10 protein-coding genes are annotated in these 13,040 nt (G+C 64.2%); 6 read left to right on the top strand and 4 right to left on the bottom strand.

The features are described 5' to 3' along the window. Window positions 1–53: 53 nt before the first annotated feature. Window positions 54–515, bottom strand: a complete 462-nt coding sequence (locus tag ACWPV3_RS02985) for an Lrp/AsnC ligand binding domain-containing protein (RefSeq protein WP_292088455.1) — start codon at window positions 513–515, stop codon at window positions 54–56. A gap of 109 nt (window positions 516–624) precedes the next feature. On the opposite strand from ACWPV3_RS02985, the gene putA reads away from it, so the two are divergent. Further along, window positions 625–3,756 carry a bifunctional proline dehydrogenase/L-glutamate gamma-semialdehyde dehydrogenase PutA gene (gene putA, locus ACWPV3_RS02980; protein ID WP_453976783.1) on the top strand — a complete coding sequence of 1,044 codons (3,132 nt, stop codon included), beginning with the start codon at window positions 625–627 and terminating at the stop codon, window positions 3,754–3,756. Between the two features lie 4 nt (window positions 3,757–3,760). Here putA and ACWPV3_RS02975 read toward each other — a convergent pair whose 3' ends face one another. The 3 genes from ACWPV3_RS02975 to gmd are packed head-to-tail and all read right to left on the bottom strand — an operon-like array spanning window position 3,761 to window position 6,488. Continuing rightward, entirely contained in the window at window positions 3,761–4,867 is a 1,107-nt protein-coding gene (locus ACWPV3_RS02975; protein WP_292088453.1) for a DegT/DnrJ/EryC1/StrS family aminotransferase, read from the bottom strand. 13 nt (window positions 4,868–4,880) lie between these two features. Beyond that, window positions 4,881–5,486, bottom strand: a complete 606-nt coding sequence (locus ACWPV3_RS02970; protein ID WP_453978493.1) for an acetyltransferase — start codon at window positions 5,484–5,486, stop codon at window positions 4,881–4,883. Between the two features lie 21 nt (window positions 5,487–5,507). Beyond that, on the bottom strand, window positions 5,508–6,488 hold the full coding sequence (gene gmd, locus ACWPV3_RS02965) for a GDP-mannose 4,6-dehydratase (protein ID WP_292088452.1): 981 nt from the start codon (window positions 6,486–6,488) through the stop codon (window positions 5,508–5,510). A gap of 388 nt (window positions 6,489–6,876) precedes the next feature. Between gmd and ACWPV3_RS02960 the strand changes: the two genes are divergently transcribed. From ACWPV3_RS02960 to ACWPV3_RS02940, 5 genes are read left to right on the top strand one after another with little or no spacing between them, the layout of a single operon-like run. Next, a complete protein-coding gene (locus tag ACWPV3_RS02960; RefSeq protein WP_453976782.1) occupies window positions 6,877–7,818 on the top strand; it encodes a hypothetical protein in 942 nt (313 codons plus the stop codon). Next, complete coding sequence (locus ACWPV3_RS02955) at window positions 7,811–9,145, top strand: hypothetical protein (RefSeq protein ID WP_453976781.1); 1,335 nt, start codon at window positions 7,811–7,813, stop codon at window positions 9,143–9,145. The genes ACWPV3_RS02960 and ACWPV3_RS02955 overlap by 8 nt, the downstream gene beginning before the upstream one ends. Further along, window positions 9,142–10,449 carry a glycosyltransferase gene (locus ACWPV3_RS02950; protein ID WP_453976780.1) on the top strand — a complete coding sequence of 436 codons (1,308 nt, stop codon included), beginning with the start codon at window positions 9,142–9,144 and terminating at the stop codon, window positions 10,447–10,449. Before ACWPV3_RS02955 ends, ACWPV3_RS02950 begins: the two co-directional genes overlap by 4 nt. After that, a complete protein-coding gene (locus ACWPV3_RS02945) occupies window positions 10,446–11,354 on the top strand; it encodes an FkbM family methyltransferase (protein WP_453976779.1) in 909 nt (302 codons plus the stop codon). The genes ACWPV3_RS02950 and ACWPV3_RS02945 overlap by 4 nt, the downstream gene beginning before the upstream one ends. Before the next feature lie 23 nt (window positions 11,355–11,377). Beyond that, window positions 11,378–12,997, top strand: a complete 1,620-nt coding sequence (locus ACWPV3_RS02940; protein ID WP_453976778.1) for a tetratricopeptide repeat protein — start codon at window positions 11,378–11,380, stop codon at window positions 12,995–12,997. Window positions 12,998–13,040 lie beyond the last annotated feature (43 nt).

Here is a 13,040-nt window from a genome sequence, read left to right as displayed (position 1 = left end):
TCGTTGTCGTCACCTACGGCGACCGTCGGTTGTGGTTCGAGACTGCCGCAATCTCAGAGCGGCAGCACCGTCGTGGACTTCACCTCTTCGAGAACGGCGTAGGTGCGGGTTTCCCGCACGCCCGGCATCCGCACCAGAACATCGCCCAGAAAGGCGCGATAGGCGTCCATGTCGGCGACGCGGGCCTTGATCAGATAGTCGAAGCCGCCGGCGACCATGTGGCACTCCAGAACCTCGGGCTGGGTGCGGACGGCCTCGGCGAAGCCCTCGAAGACGTCGCCGGTGGTGCGGTCCAGCAGCACCTCGACGAAGATCAACAGGTCGCGCCCGACCTGGGCCGGGTCGATCATGGCGGCATAACCGGTGATGACCTTCTTTTCGCGCAGCCGTTTGACCCGCTCGAAACAGGCGGCGGGCGACAGGTTGCAGCGCCGGGCCAGTTCGGCGTTGGAGATGCGGGCGTCGGTCTGGAGAACCCGCAGGATGCGGCGATCGACGGCGTCGATTTCGATCATCGGAAAATAGGCCTGGAATACGAATGATCTTCGGCTTGATCATATATCATACGAAGCACCTTCGATGAACTCCGACATATAGGGGATGAATCCACAGGATTTGTCCGCCATGACCGCTTCAGCCTTCACGCCTTCGAGCCTGGCCGCCTGGGACGATCTGGACCACGACAAGTTCCGCGACGAGCGCGCGTCCGTCGCCGCCAACCTGGCCCGCATTCCCTTGAGCGCGGACGAACGCCTCGCCGTGGTCGCCGAGGCCACGGCCCTGGTCGAACACGCCCGCCGCAGCCAGAAGAAACAGGGGGTGGTCGAAAGCTTCCTGCAGCAGTTTTCGCTGGGCACCCGCGAGGGTCTGGCCCTGATGTGTCTGGCCGAGGCTCTGCTGCGCGTGCCGGACGAGGAGACGCGCGACCGCCTGATCGCCGAAAAGATCGGTTCCGCCGACTGGGCCAGCCATCTGGGCCAGTCCGACAGTTTGTTCGTCAACGCCTCGACCTGGGGCCTGATGCTGACCGGCAAGCTGGTGGACGTCGATGAAGAGGCCAAAACCGACCTGTCCGGCTTCCTGAAGCGGATCGCGGGCCGGATCGGCGAGCCGGTGATCCGTCAGGCCGTGGCCACCGCCGTCAAGATCATGGGCGAGCAGTTCGTCGTCGGCCGCACTATCCAGGCGGCGTTGAAGCGGTCGAACAAGGAAGGCTGGTTGTGCAGCTTCGACATGCTGGGCGAGGGCGCCCGGACCCTGGCCGACGCGGATCGCTACGAGACCATCTACGCCGACGCCATCGAAGCGGTGGGCAAGACGTCGAAGGGCCAGGGGCCGGAACACGGCCACGGCGTGTCGGTGAAACTGTCAGCCCTGTCGCCCCGCTATGAGGCGACGCACGAGGGCGGGGTGTGGGACACCCTCTATCCCCGCATTCTGCGCTTGGCTCGGATCGCGGCGAAATACGACATCAACTTCACGATGGACGCCGAGGAGGCCGACCGTCTGGCCCTGTCGCTGAAGCTGCTGGACCGGCTGGCGCACGAGCCGTCGCTGGGCGGCTGGACCGGGCTGGGTCTGGCGGTTCAGGCCTATCAGAAGCGGGGGCTGGAGACGATTCAGCGGGTCGCCGACCTGGCCCGCCGCTCGGGGCGTCGTCTGATGGTGCGTCTGGTCAAGGGCGCCTATTGGGACACCGAGATCAAGCGCGCCCAGGTCTTCGGCCGCACTGACTATCCGGTCTTCACGACCAAGGCGGCGACCGATCTGAACTATCTGGTCTGCGCGCGCGCCATGATCGAGGCGGCGCCCGCGATCTACAGCCAGTTCGCCAGCCATAACGCCCACACCTTGGCCGCCGTGCGCCGCATGGCGCGCGATCGCGGCGTCGCGGTCGAGCATCAGCGCCTGCACGGCATGGGCGAGGCTCTGTACGACGCCGCCATCGACACATGGTCCGACGAAACGGTGATCGTGCGCGCCTATGCGCCCGTCGGCGGGCACGAAGAACTGCTGCCCTATCTGGTGCGGCGCCTGCTGGAAAACGGCGCCAACTCCTCCTTCGTCCATGCCCTGCTGGACGAGCGCGTGCCCGCCTCGGCCGTCGCGGCCGATCCCATCTCCCTGGTCGAGCAGGCCCCCGACCGTCACCCCAAGATTCCGGTTCCGAAAGACATGTACGGCGATCGTCAGAACTCCCTCGGCCGCGACTACAGCCAGGCCGCAGACCGTGAAGCCCACGCCCGGGCGCTGCAGCTGGTGGACCGCGAGAAGCTGACCTCAGGCCCCCTCGTCGGCGGCAAGCTTCGCGCCGGGATCAATCCTCAGGACGTGACCAATCCGTTCGACCGCTCGCAGGTGCTGGGCCATGTGTCCGAGGCCGAGACGGCCGACATCGACGCCGCCGTCGAAGCCGCCGCCAACGCCCAGGTCGCCTGGGACCGTCAGGGCGGCGCCAAACGCGCCGTGACCCTGCGCGCCATGGCCGATGCGCTGGAGGCGGACATGGACCGCTTGGTCGCCCTGCTCAGCCGCGAGGCGGGCAAGACCCTGAACGACGGCGTCGCCGAGGTGCGCGAGGCCGCCGACTTCTGCCGCTACTACGCCCTCTTGGCCGAACGCGACTTCTCGGCGCCGGAAACCCTGAAGGGGCCGACGGGCGAGACCAACCAGCTGATCCTGCACGGACGCGGCGTCTTCGCCTGCATCAGTCCGTGGAACTTCCCGCTGGCCATCTTCACCGGCCAGATCGCCGCTGCCCTCGCCGTCGGCAACGCCGTCCTGGCCAAGCCCGCCGAACAGACGCCCCTGATCGCCGCCGAGGCCGTGCGCCTGTATCACAAGGCCGGCCTGAACCCCGATCTGCTGGCCCTGGTCCCTGGACGCGGCGAGACGGTCGGCGCGGCCCTGGTCACGCATCCGGGCGTCGACGGCGTCGCCTTCACCGGCGGCACGGACACGGCCGCCGCCATCAACCGATCCATCGCCGCCCGGCCCGGCGCCATCATCCCCTTCATCGCCGAAACCGGCGGCCTGAACGGCATGTTCATCGACACCACGGCCTTGAAGGAACAGGTGATCGACGACGTGATCCAGTCGGCCTTCGGCTCGGCCGGGCAACGCTGCTCGGCCCTGCGCGTCCTCTATGTGCCCAAGGATTCGGCCGACGCCCTGATCGAGGGCCTGAAGGGCGCGCTTGCCGTCCAGACCGTCGCCGACCCCGCCGACCCCAGGACCGACATCGGCCCCGTCATCGACCCGGAATCCCGCCGCGCCCTGGAAGCCCACGTCGAGCGCCTGTCAAAGGAAGCGACAATCATCGCCCGCGCCGCCCTGCCGATGGGCGCGGAAAAGGGCGACCTGTTCGCCCCCACCATCGCCGAAATCCCCACGCCCGATTTCCTGGAACGCGAGGTCTTCGGCCCCATCCTGCACATCTACCGCTACGCCCCGTCCGATCTGAAGACGGTCGCCGGTAAACTCGCCGCCCGCGGCTATGGTCTGACCCTGGGCGTCCACAGCCGCATCGAAGCCTTCGCCGACGAGGTCGTCTCCCTGGTCCCCGCCGGCAACGTCTACGTCAACCGCTCCATCACCGGCGCCGTCGTCGGCGTCCAACCCTTCGGAGGCGAAGGCCTGTCCGGCACCGGCCCCAAGGCGGGCGGCCCCAACAGCCTGATCCGCTATGCCGCCGAGAAGGCGATCAGCATCAATATCGCGGCCCAGGGCGGGGATCCGGCGCTGTTGAATCTGTAGCTCCTTACGAATTCAGTGCGCGTCTCAGCGTTTCACCTACGCGCGTGATATCGTCCGCCGACAATGACTCGTGAGTCGGTAGATTGATGCCCTGGGCTGCGCAAAGGCGCGCGTTCGGGGCGTCGACCGAAGCGTCATAGTAGGGCGGCATGTCGTTGACCGGATAGAAGACGGGGCGTGTCTCCACGCCATCCGCGTCCATTCGCGCCATCACCTCGTCGCGGGACGTTCCGACGTGTGGTTTCAGCATGATGGTGTACATCCAAAATGAATGCTCGCAGTCGATCGCGGTGAAGGGCAAGTCGATCATATCGACCAGCCCAGCGAGAGCTTGATCATAGGTGGCGGCGATCTCGACGCGCCGGGCCAGGGCCTCGTCAAGCCGTTCCATCTGGGCCACGCCGATGGCTGCCGTAAGGTTCGTCATTCGATAGTTGAAGCCAACGACCGGATGCCAGTAACGCCGTTCGGCGCTCATGCCTTGGCTGCGCAACAGCCGCATACGGGCCGCCAACTCATCGTCGTTCGTTGTTACGGCTCCGCCTTCGCCGGTCGTAATGATTTTGTTGCCGAAAAAGCTAAAACTACCGCAGTGCCCGATGCCCCCCACGGGCGCGCCGCGATATCGTGCGCCGTGCGCTTCGGCCGCGTCCTCAATCACCCAGAGTCCATAACGGGCGGCGATTGCCATGATCGGCGCCATGTCGGCGGACTGACCATACAGATGAACGACCACAATCCCCTTGGTCCGTGGAGTGATGGCCTGTTCGATGCGCTCCGGATCAATGTTGAAGGTGCGGGGATCGTTGTCGACGAACACCGGGCTGGCGTTGCAGTAGCGAACGCAATTGGCTGTGGCGATATAGGTCAACGACGGCATGATGACCTCGTCGCCCGCCCCGAGGCCCAGCCCGACCATAGCCAAGTGCAGGGAGGTGGTGCCGTTGTTGCAGGCGATGGCGTGCTTGACGCCGGCCATGGCGGCGACCTGCGCCTCGAAGCGTTCGATGAAGGGGCCGCGCGACGAGATCCAAGTGCTATCCAGCGCCTCGTTGACGTAGGCCTTTTCCTTGCCCGAGAGGCGCGGAACGGCGACGGCGATGCGGTCCATGGCTTTATCCTGTCTATCTTGGGCGGGCGGGCGTGCCGACCGCGATGGCGTTCGATTGAATGTCGTAGATGGCGGTCGCGCCCGCGCCGAGCGTCGCATCGTCGCCGATAGATACGCCAGGCGCCACCGCCGAGCCGACGCCGAGCATGGCACGATCGCCCACCACGACCGATCCGGCCAGCCGGCCGCCGGGTGCGACATGCGCCGCGACGCCTAACCGGCAATCATGATCGACCGATGCGCAGGTGTTGATGATGCTGAACGCCCCGATCCTGCAATCGGCGTTCAGGACCGCGCCCGGCATGACGATGGCGCCGCGTTCGACCACGGCCGAAGGAGACACCGTCGCGCGGGGACTGATCAAGGCAGGCAGTTCGAATCCCAGTTCTTCGAACCGAAGGCCGATTCGTTCCCGTGTCCGGTTGGATCCGAGGCCCAGGGCCGCAAATCCCACGCCTTCGGCGAGAAGCGCCGCCGCCATGTCGTCCTTGCCGATCACCGGCGCGCCGACGACGAGACGTGGCGTATCGTCGGCGTCGAGGCAGCCGACGACTTCGAAGCCGCAAGACCGCGCCAGTTCGACGACGACCTTGGCGTGTCCACCCGCCCCGATAACCACCAAACGGGGAATCGCGGGCTCCTAACGACGCTTTTGAGTCAGTCGCGCGACGTCTGCGTCCACCATCTCGCAGATCATCTCCTCGAGCGTGATCGTAGGCTTCCAACCCAGTTGGCGTTCGGCTTTCGTGGGATCGCCCAGCAGCACGTCGACTTCAGCCGGACGGAACAGAGCCGGATCGATGACCAGATGATCCTCAACCGAAAGACCCGCATGTTTGAAGGCGATGTCCACCATATGCTGAACGGTCCAGGTCTGCCCCGTCGCCACGACGTAGTCGTCCGCAGCGTCCTGTTGCAACATCATCCACATCGCCCGGACATAGTCGCGGGCGTGGCCCCAGTCCCGCTTGGCCTCGATGTTGCCTAGGCGAAGCTCCTTGGCCAGCCCCAACTTGATGCGCGCCACGCCGTCGGTGACTTTGCGCGTGACGAACTCCTGCCCGCGAAGGGGGGATTCGTGATTGAAGAGAATACCCGAGCTTGCGTGCATGCCGAAGCTTTCACGGTAGTTCACCGTGATCCAGTGCCCGTATAGCTTGGCGACGGCGTAGGGCGAGCGCGGGTAGAAGGGGGTGGCCTCGCTTTGCTTCTCGTGCTGGATCAGACCGAACATTTCAGAGGACGACGCCTGATAGAATCGGGCCTCGCTTTTGAGAAGACGCAAGGCTTCCAGGACGTTCAGGACGCCGACACCCGTCACGTTCGCGGTGAGATGCGGCTGTTGCCAGGACGTGGCGACGAATGACTGCGCCGCCAGGTTGTAGACTTCGTCAGGGTCCACTTCGGCGATGATGCGCATGAGACTCGACAAATCAGTCAAGTCGCCCTCGACCAGCGTTATGCGGTCCAGGACGCCTAACCATTCCAAGCGGTCTAGGTGTAATCCCCCTGAGCTGGAGCGGCGTGCCAGACCCCAGACCTGATAACCCTTTTCGAGGAGGAATTCGGCGAGATAGGCTCCATCCTGGCCCGTAATTCCCGTGATGAATGCTCTTGGCACGCAAGCTCCTCCATGAAAGCGCGGACTTACTAGACGTTGAAGAGACCCAAGCCAAGTGCAGCGGCGACAAAGGCGGATTTGGCGTTGCTTTGGGGGAGAGTGAGCCGTATCTCGAGGTTCTCATCATACGAGGTTCCACCCCTTGAAAATCGCGATACTTCTCTCCGAGCGCCCAGATCTGGGTTGGCTTTGGCGCGCGAAGGAACTCGCGGCCGCTCTCCGCCAGACGGGCGCGCCAAACGGCGGCGAGATCACGGTCGCAATAGGGTTGCCGCGTGAATCCGAAGCGGAGTGGCGGAAGAAGGAAGCCGAGCTTCTTACGGAGGATAGCGGCGTTGTCGTGCGACATCTCGGATGGGAGCGGGTCGAGCCTGCTATGGCCCAAAGGATGTTCCCCGATCTGAAGGCCAGTCTGGACGACATTCCCGATGTCGCCCTTCCCCGCGACTGGGGATGGAACTTCATGGACTGCGACGCCTGGATCGTATGCGCCGACGCGGCGCAGGGCGCCGTGGCGCCGCTGAAGCCTGTCGCTTATTATGTCCGCGACCTGGCGCAGCGTTATGTGCCGGCGGCGTTCGCGTCCGGTCTCGATCACATCTTCTGGCGACGCCAGGATCATGCATTCAGGCTTTGGCGCCAGGCCGATTGCGTGTTCGCCTCTCAGATTTCGACGTGCGACGATATTTCCGGATATGCGGGCGTTCGGCGCGACCGGATCGTCCTGGCTCCGCAACTTCGGCCGGGATCGACCATTTCCGCCCGCGAGGACTGCCAGTCCATCGACCTGCTATGGTTGGCTGAACCTTACGCCGGACACGACCCCGCCGTTGGGTTGGAAGCGATCCGCATTCTGCGGTCGGAGGGCGTGGAGGCCAAGATCACGGTATGTGGCGAGCAAGCCTATGGCTTCGCGCCTGACGATGGACAGGTCACTCTGGCCGCGACGCCTCCCTGGGCGCGAAGGGCGGCGAAATCCATCTCTTGCGAGACGGTCTCCGACGAGCGGGGGCTCGTTCGCGCATTGTCGCGCGCCAAGCTGGTCTGGTCGAGCGCCTTGGCCGATGCGGAGGGGGAAGGGCTTCTTCGTGCGGCTCAGGCGAAGACGCCCTTCATCGGTCTGCGCTATCCTCAGGCCGAGAGCCTGGCGCGCGAGCTTGGGGTGAAGGCTTATTTCTATGATCGGTCGGAAGCCGGTCTGGTCGCCGACGCCTTGAAGGCGGCCTTGTCCGAAACCGCCCGGACGTCTGAGGCCGCGCAGCCCCGGCGCGCTGATGCGGAGGACTGGTCCTCGATCGTGGAGCGTCTTTGGAGGGCTCCTGGTGCTTGAGGGAAATCGGACCGCGATCGGCGTCTGGAGCGAACTGCCTCCGGGCGCACGGTGGGCCAACGAGGGTATTTCTCGGATTGTCGGTTTCCTGATCGAGGGTGGAGCCGAAACCGGCGATTACATCTTCCGGGTCCTGGTGCCGCGCGGGATGGCCGAGACCGTGCGCGAGGACCTGCGCACGCTGCTGGCGAAGGAGGGTGTCGACTGGATCGTCGATGAACCCAGCGAGGCTTTCGAGGCGGAATGGGCGCGCGAGCACGGACCGATTTCAGACAAGTCCTCCCTCGCTGCTTCGATGGCGGCCTACGCCAACGCCCACATCGATGTCGCCGGTTGGATCAACACCTTCCCACATTTCACTGGATCGCGTCTGTTGGATCGTCGCAAGGCGGTGCTGTTGCCGGACGCCATTCCCTACGATTTTCCAATAGGCTGGGATTACAACCACTATTGGGGTCCGCAAGGCGAATGGGTGCGGTGGAAGACTATCGCGCGCAACACCCTGTCCGACGGCCAGGCGGTGATCGCCCATTCCAAGCATGTCGCGCGCCGTCATGGGGTCAAGCTGCTGGGGCTCGACGAAAGCTTGATTCGTGTGGTGCCGCACGCGCCGCCGGACCTGGCGCCGATTCTTCCCTTCATAAAGGATCGCCGAAAAACGCCTGAAACCCGGCGTTTGGCGGCCAATATCCTCCGCGATTACGCTGCGACGAAGGGGCTGGATTATCTGCGGGCCTTCCCATTCGAGGAAACGCCCTTCGTCATGGTCGCGACCCAGGATCGGGTGACGAAGAACGTCGGTCGTGCGGCCGAGGTCGTGCGACGGCTGGTTCGGGACGAGCGGCGGAATTTGAAATTGTTCACCACGGCGCCCCTGCATCATGGCGCCGGCTGGACGTTGTTTCCCGGCCTGGTGGCGGATCACCAGATGCAGCATGACATCGTCTCGATGCCGGACGTGCCGCGCGACGTTCACGCCGCGCTTTTCCACTGCGCAACCTTGACGATTCACCCGACCTTCTACGAGGGCATCGTAGGCACCTTGACGTTCTACGAAGCGGTCAGCGTCGGCACGCCTTGCATTATGGGGGTGGGACCGCATGTGCGTGAACTGATGGAAACGGCTCCGGAGCTCGAGCCGCTGACCTTCGATCCCTACGACATTCCCACCATGCGAAAGCTTGTCCTGGACGTACTGGAAGATCCCGAGGCCGCCGTGGCGCTTCAGCGTCCGGCCTATGAGCGTCGCCGCAAAAGGGGCTGGGCCGCCGTCGCTCAAGCCTATGCCGAGGCCGCCGCCGGCTTCGACGACGCGGCGTCGTCATGAACGCGCGTTCCAAATCCGCTGAAGACAGGGCCCGCATTCCTGTCGGCGTGTGGACGGAATGGCCCGTCGGCGCGCGTTGGGCCAACGAGGGCATGACCCGGCTTCTCGGTTTCATGATCGAGGGCGTGGCCAAGGGGAAGACCTATACGTTCCACATCGTGATGCCCGAGGGCGTCCGAGCGGAGGCCAGGAACGACCTGGCGTCTCTGCAGGCCGTCGAAGGGGTGGATTATGTTCTGCACTCCCCTTCGCCCGAACTGGGGCTCGCCGCGGACGACTTCGAAGGTCAGGCCAGATTCGCCAATGCGCATGTGAAGGTGGAAGGGTGGATCGTGCTTTTCCCGTACTTCCGCCATGCACTGCTGCTGGACGCGCCGGTGGCCACCATCTTCCCCGATGGCATACCGGTAGCGTTTCCTGTTCCCGACGCGGGGGCGTGGGGCCCCAACGGCTATCATTTGCGGTGGCGCCAACAGGTCCAGACGCTGCTTGACGGTTCGGATTGCGTCGTGACCTTTTCGAACCATGTCGCGAACGAGCAGGCGGGGCGTCTGTTCGGGGTTGCGAGGGAAAAGATTCACGTGGTGCCGCATGCGCCGCCCAATCTGTCGCACCTGGCACCCTATGCACGCCAAGGTTGGACGGCGGCAAGTCGAAGCGCCGCCGCCGAGCTTCTGCGTTCCCATGCGCACGAGCGAGGCTGGACCCAATTGGCTGACTTTCCTTTCGAGGAGATCGACTATGTCGCGGTGTCGACGCAGGATCGCGTGACGAAGAACATTCGGCTGGCAGCGGAAGCGGTGCGAATGCTCGTCCGCGACGAGAGGCGCAATCTCAAGTTGTTCATGACCGCTCCGCTGCATTTCGGCGCCACTTGGACGCCCCTGCCAAACCAGTTGGAACATGACCTGATGGTCGGCGACGTCGTGTCCATGACCGATCTGCCGAGGGAAGTGCACGCCGCCTTTTATCATTGCGCGGCGCTTGCCGTTCATCCGTCCATCTTCGAAGGTGGACTGGGTCCGTTCCCCTTCTATGAGGCTGTAAGCGTCAGTACCCCCTGTTTGATGGCCGATGGCCCGCATCTGCGTGAACTGGTCGCGGACGAGCCGCAACTGGCCGCCTTCACCTTCGATCCGAACGACAGCCGAAAATTGCGGGATCTGACCCTCTCGACGCTGGAAGACCGAGATGCGGCTCTGGCCGTTCAGAAGGCCTGCCTGGAACGGATAGCCGACTATGGCTGGAGCGAGGTCGCGGCGGCCTATTCCGCGGCGGCGGTGGCTGGGAAGGTCGCTCGGTGAGCGGGGAGGCCGCCCATCTGGAGGAACGGCTCTCGTTGATCGAAGCCCGAATCGCCAACCTGCAGGAGATGATCGAAGCAGGTCTCCAGCGCCAGATCGTTTCGCTGGACGATGATTTCGTGGGGATACGGTCTAAGGACGGATGGATCGTGGCGGGGGCGGAAGAATTCCGCACCGTTCTGCATTTGGCGGACGGCGTTAGCGGCCATGAACCGGGCGTTCAGGCCTTGCTGAAGCGTGCCGTGAAAGCCGGCGACGTAGTCGTCGATGTCGGAGCTCATATCGGCCTCATCAGCGTCGAACTGGCAAGGCATGTGGGCCGGGAGGGTCGGGTGATCCTCGTCGAGCCGAACCCGCGATCGGCGGAGGCCGCCCGGCGCACGCTGTTGTCGAATGGTTTCGGCGATCGTTTCGATCTTCATCTCGCCGCGGGGGGGGCGAAAGCCGGGCGTGCGACCTATTTCTTCGGCTTCAACAGCATGCTTGGAAGTCTGGCCGTTCTGGAAGGGTCGTCATTGGGTTCGCTCGAAGTCGATGTCGCGCCTCTGGATGACATCGTCCCTCCCGGCCAGGCCGTGTCCTTGGTCAAGATCGACGCCGAGGGTTGGGAGAACGAGGTCGCCAAGGGGATGGTGCGGCTTTGCAAGGATTCTCCGGATATTCTGGTGATCGCCGAATTCGCGTCTTCCCATCTGGCGAGGACCGGCGTGACGCCGACGCAATGGTTCGATGATTTCGCCGCCCTGGGACTGTCCGACTTCTCGTTGATCGACGAACAAACTGGCGCGCTGTCGCCTTGCAGCGTCGAACGCCTGATGCAGATGGAGACCGCGAACATCCTTCTCGAACGGCCCGGCGCTGGGTTAAGGCGACGCTTTTCAAGGCGGGAGGGGGCGCGTAATTGAATCGTCCAGTTGGGCAGGATTATATGGCCGATACACACTCAGCCGCAGGCGCGAGTCCCGTTGACGCGAAGCGTTCCGTTCCTAGGTCGCAAGCCGCGTCTTCGGTCGCTATCGGCAACCTGAATGACAAGCTAGGCGTGCTGGATGGTCGATTGAACGCCTTGGAGACCATTGCGACCGACATCGGCGAACGTCAGAAAGCGATACTCGACCGGCTAGATACGCTCGGCTCGGCGCTTGCCGGCGGCGTCGACGACCATCGTGAAATTCTGACGCGTCAGGACGAGCGCCTGAAGGCCCTGGAGACGGGATCGACCGAAGCCGTCAAACGTCAGAAGGCGATGATCGACCGTCTCGGCGCGATCAGCGCGGCCCTGGTCAGCGGTGTCGACAGTCATCGGGACGCTCTTATGCGCTTGATGTCCCAAGGCTCGCGGGACATGCAGGAGTTGGGACGGGAAATCGCGGCGCTGGAGAAGCGGCAAGAGCAGGTTGGTTCGGCCACGACCGACGTTCTGGAAAGCCTGGCGCGGGCCGCCGCGGCCGCGGACGCTCGGAGAGTCGAAGAAAACCTTCGCTTTGAAGCTCTGGCCGGCGAACTGATCGACTTGCACCGAGTGCGGGACGCCTTGCAGAGAGAACAGGGACGAACGGAAGCGCTGCAACGCCGGCGTCTGGACGATCTCGCGCGAATCCAGGCCTTGGGCGCAGAGCGGGATGCCTTGGAAATCGAACTCCAATCGGCGGCGAGCCGACATAGACGGATGGTGCGTGGGGGGGCGGCCGACGTCCGTCCCGTCGCGGCGGCGTCAGTTTCGCACACCTCTGAAAATTCATCCGAGCCAGCACGCGTCGAAGCGTCGTCCGACGAACCGCCTCTCGTCGGCGTGGACCATCGACAGCTTCTGGCCGACGCGCGCGCCGCGAAGGCATGCCGGGATTGGCCTCGCGCGCGCGAGGCCTATGCGGCCTATGTGGCGGCGCGACCGCGAAAGGCGTCCGCCTGGAAGCAGTACGGACACGCGTTGAAGGAAAACGGCGACCTCGCCTCGGCCGAGGCGGCGTATTTCAGGTCGCTCGCCTTGGCGCCGGCGGACCTCGACACCTGTTTGCATCTCGCGCACGTCCTCAAAAATCGCGGAAATCGAGAGTTGGCCGCCGAGGTCTTCAGCGCAGCGTTGAAGATGAATCCCGATTTCGGCCCGGCCAAGGACGGGCTGGGCGATCTGGGCTTTGCCGTTCCCGAGGCCGTCGCGAATACGAGCCCCCGGAAAATCGACGGCAAATTGACTCGCTGGCTATTTGGAAAGCGGCTGAAGTTGGCGCAGGCGGCGTTTTCCAGCAGGCAATGGAAGACGGCAGAGCGGCGCTATCGCAGTCTGCTGCTGACACAACCTTGGAACGCTCGTCTTATGATCCAGATCGGCCACACCTTGAAAGAGCAAGGAAGACTTGACGCGGCGGTGCAGATGTACCGCAAGGCTGCGGATCAGGAGCCCTTGAACAGTGACGCCCAGCTTCACCTCGGACACGTGGCGAAGCTGGCGGGCGATCTGGATTTGGCGCGTGGCCATTATCTGCGGTCCCTGCGCTATTGGCCCCAAAACCCTGATGCATTGCACGAACTTCGAGATCAACAGTGATCGCCACTGACAATTCATGGTCGTCACACGTCAGAATTATAGG

The organism is Brevundimonas sp. Marseille-Q4549 (assembly GCF_976940555.1).
This window is presented reverse-complemented; position numbering and strand designations above follow the sequence as displayed.

Coding starts and splice junctions, on each gene's coding strand:
- ACWPV3_RS02940 (WP_453976778.1), top strand. CDS start 11,378: ATGGCCGATACACACTCAGCCGCAGGCGCGAGTCCCGTTGACGCGAAG.
- ACWPV3_RS02960 (WP_453976782.1), top strand. CDS start 6,877: ATGTTCCCCGATCTGAAGGCCAGTCTGGACGACATTCCCGATGTCGCC.
- ACWPV3_RS02985 (WP_292088455.1), bottom strand. CDS start 515: ATGATCGAAATCGACGCCGTCGATCGCCGCATCCTGCGGGTTCTCCAG.
- ACWPV3_RS02950 (WP_453976780.1), top strand. CDS start 9,142: ATGAACGCGCGTTCCAAATCCGCTGAAGACAGGGCCCGCATTCCTGTC.
- putA (WP_453976783.1), top strand. CDS start 625: ATGACCGCTTCAGCCTTCACGCCTTCGAGCCTGGCCGCCTGGGACGAT.
- ACWPV3_RS02975 (WP_292088453.1), bottom strand. CDS start 4,867: ATGGACCGCATCGCCGTCGCCGTTCCGCGCCTCTCGGGCAAGGAAAAG.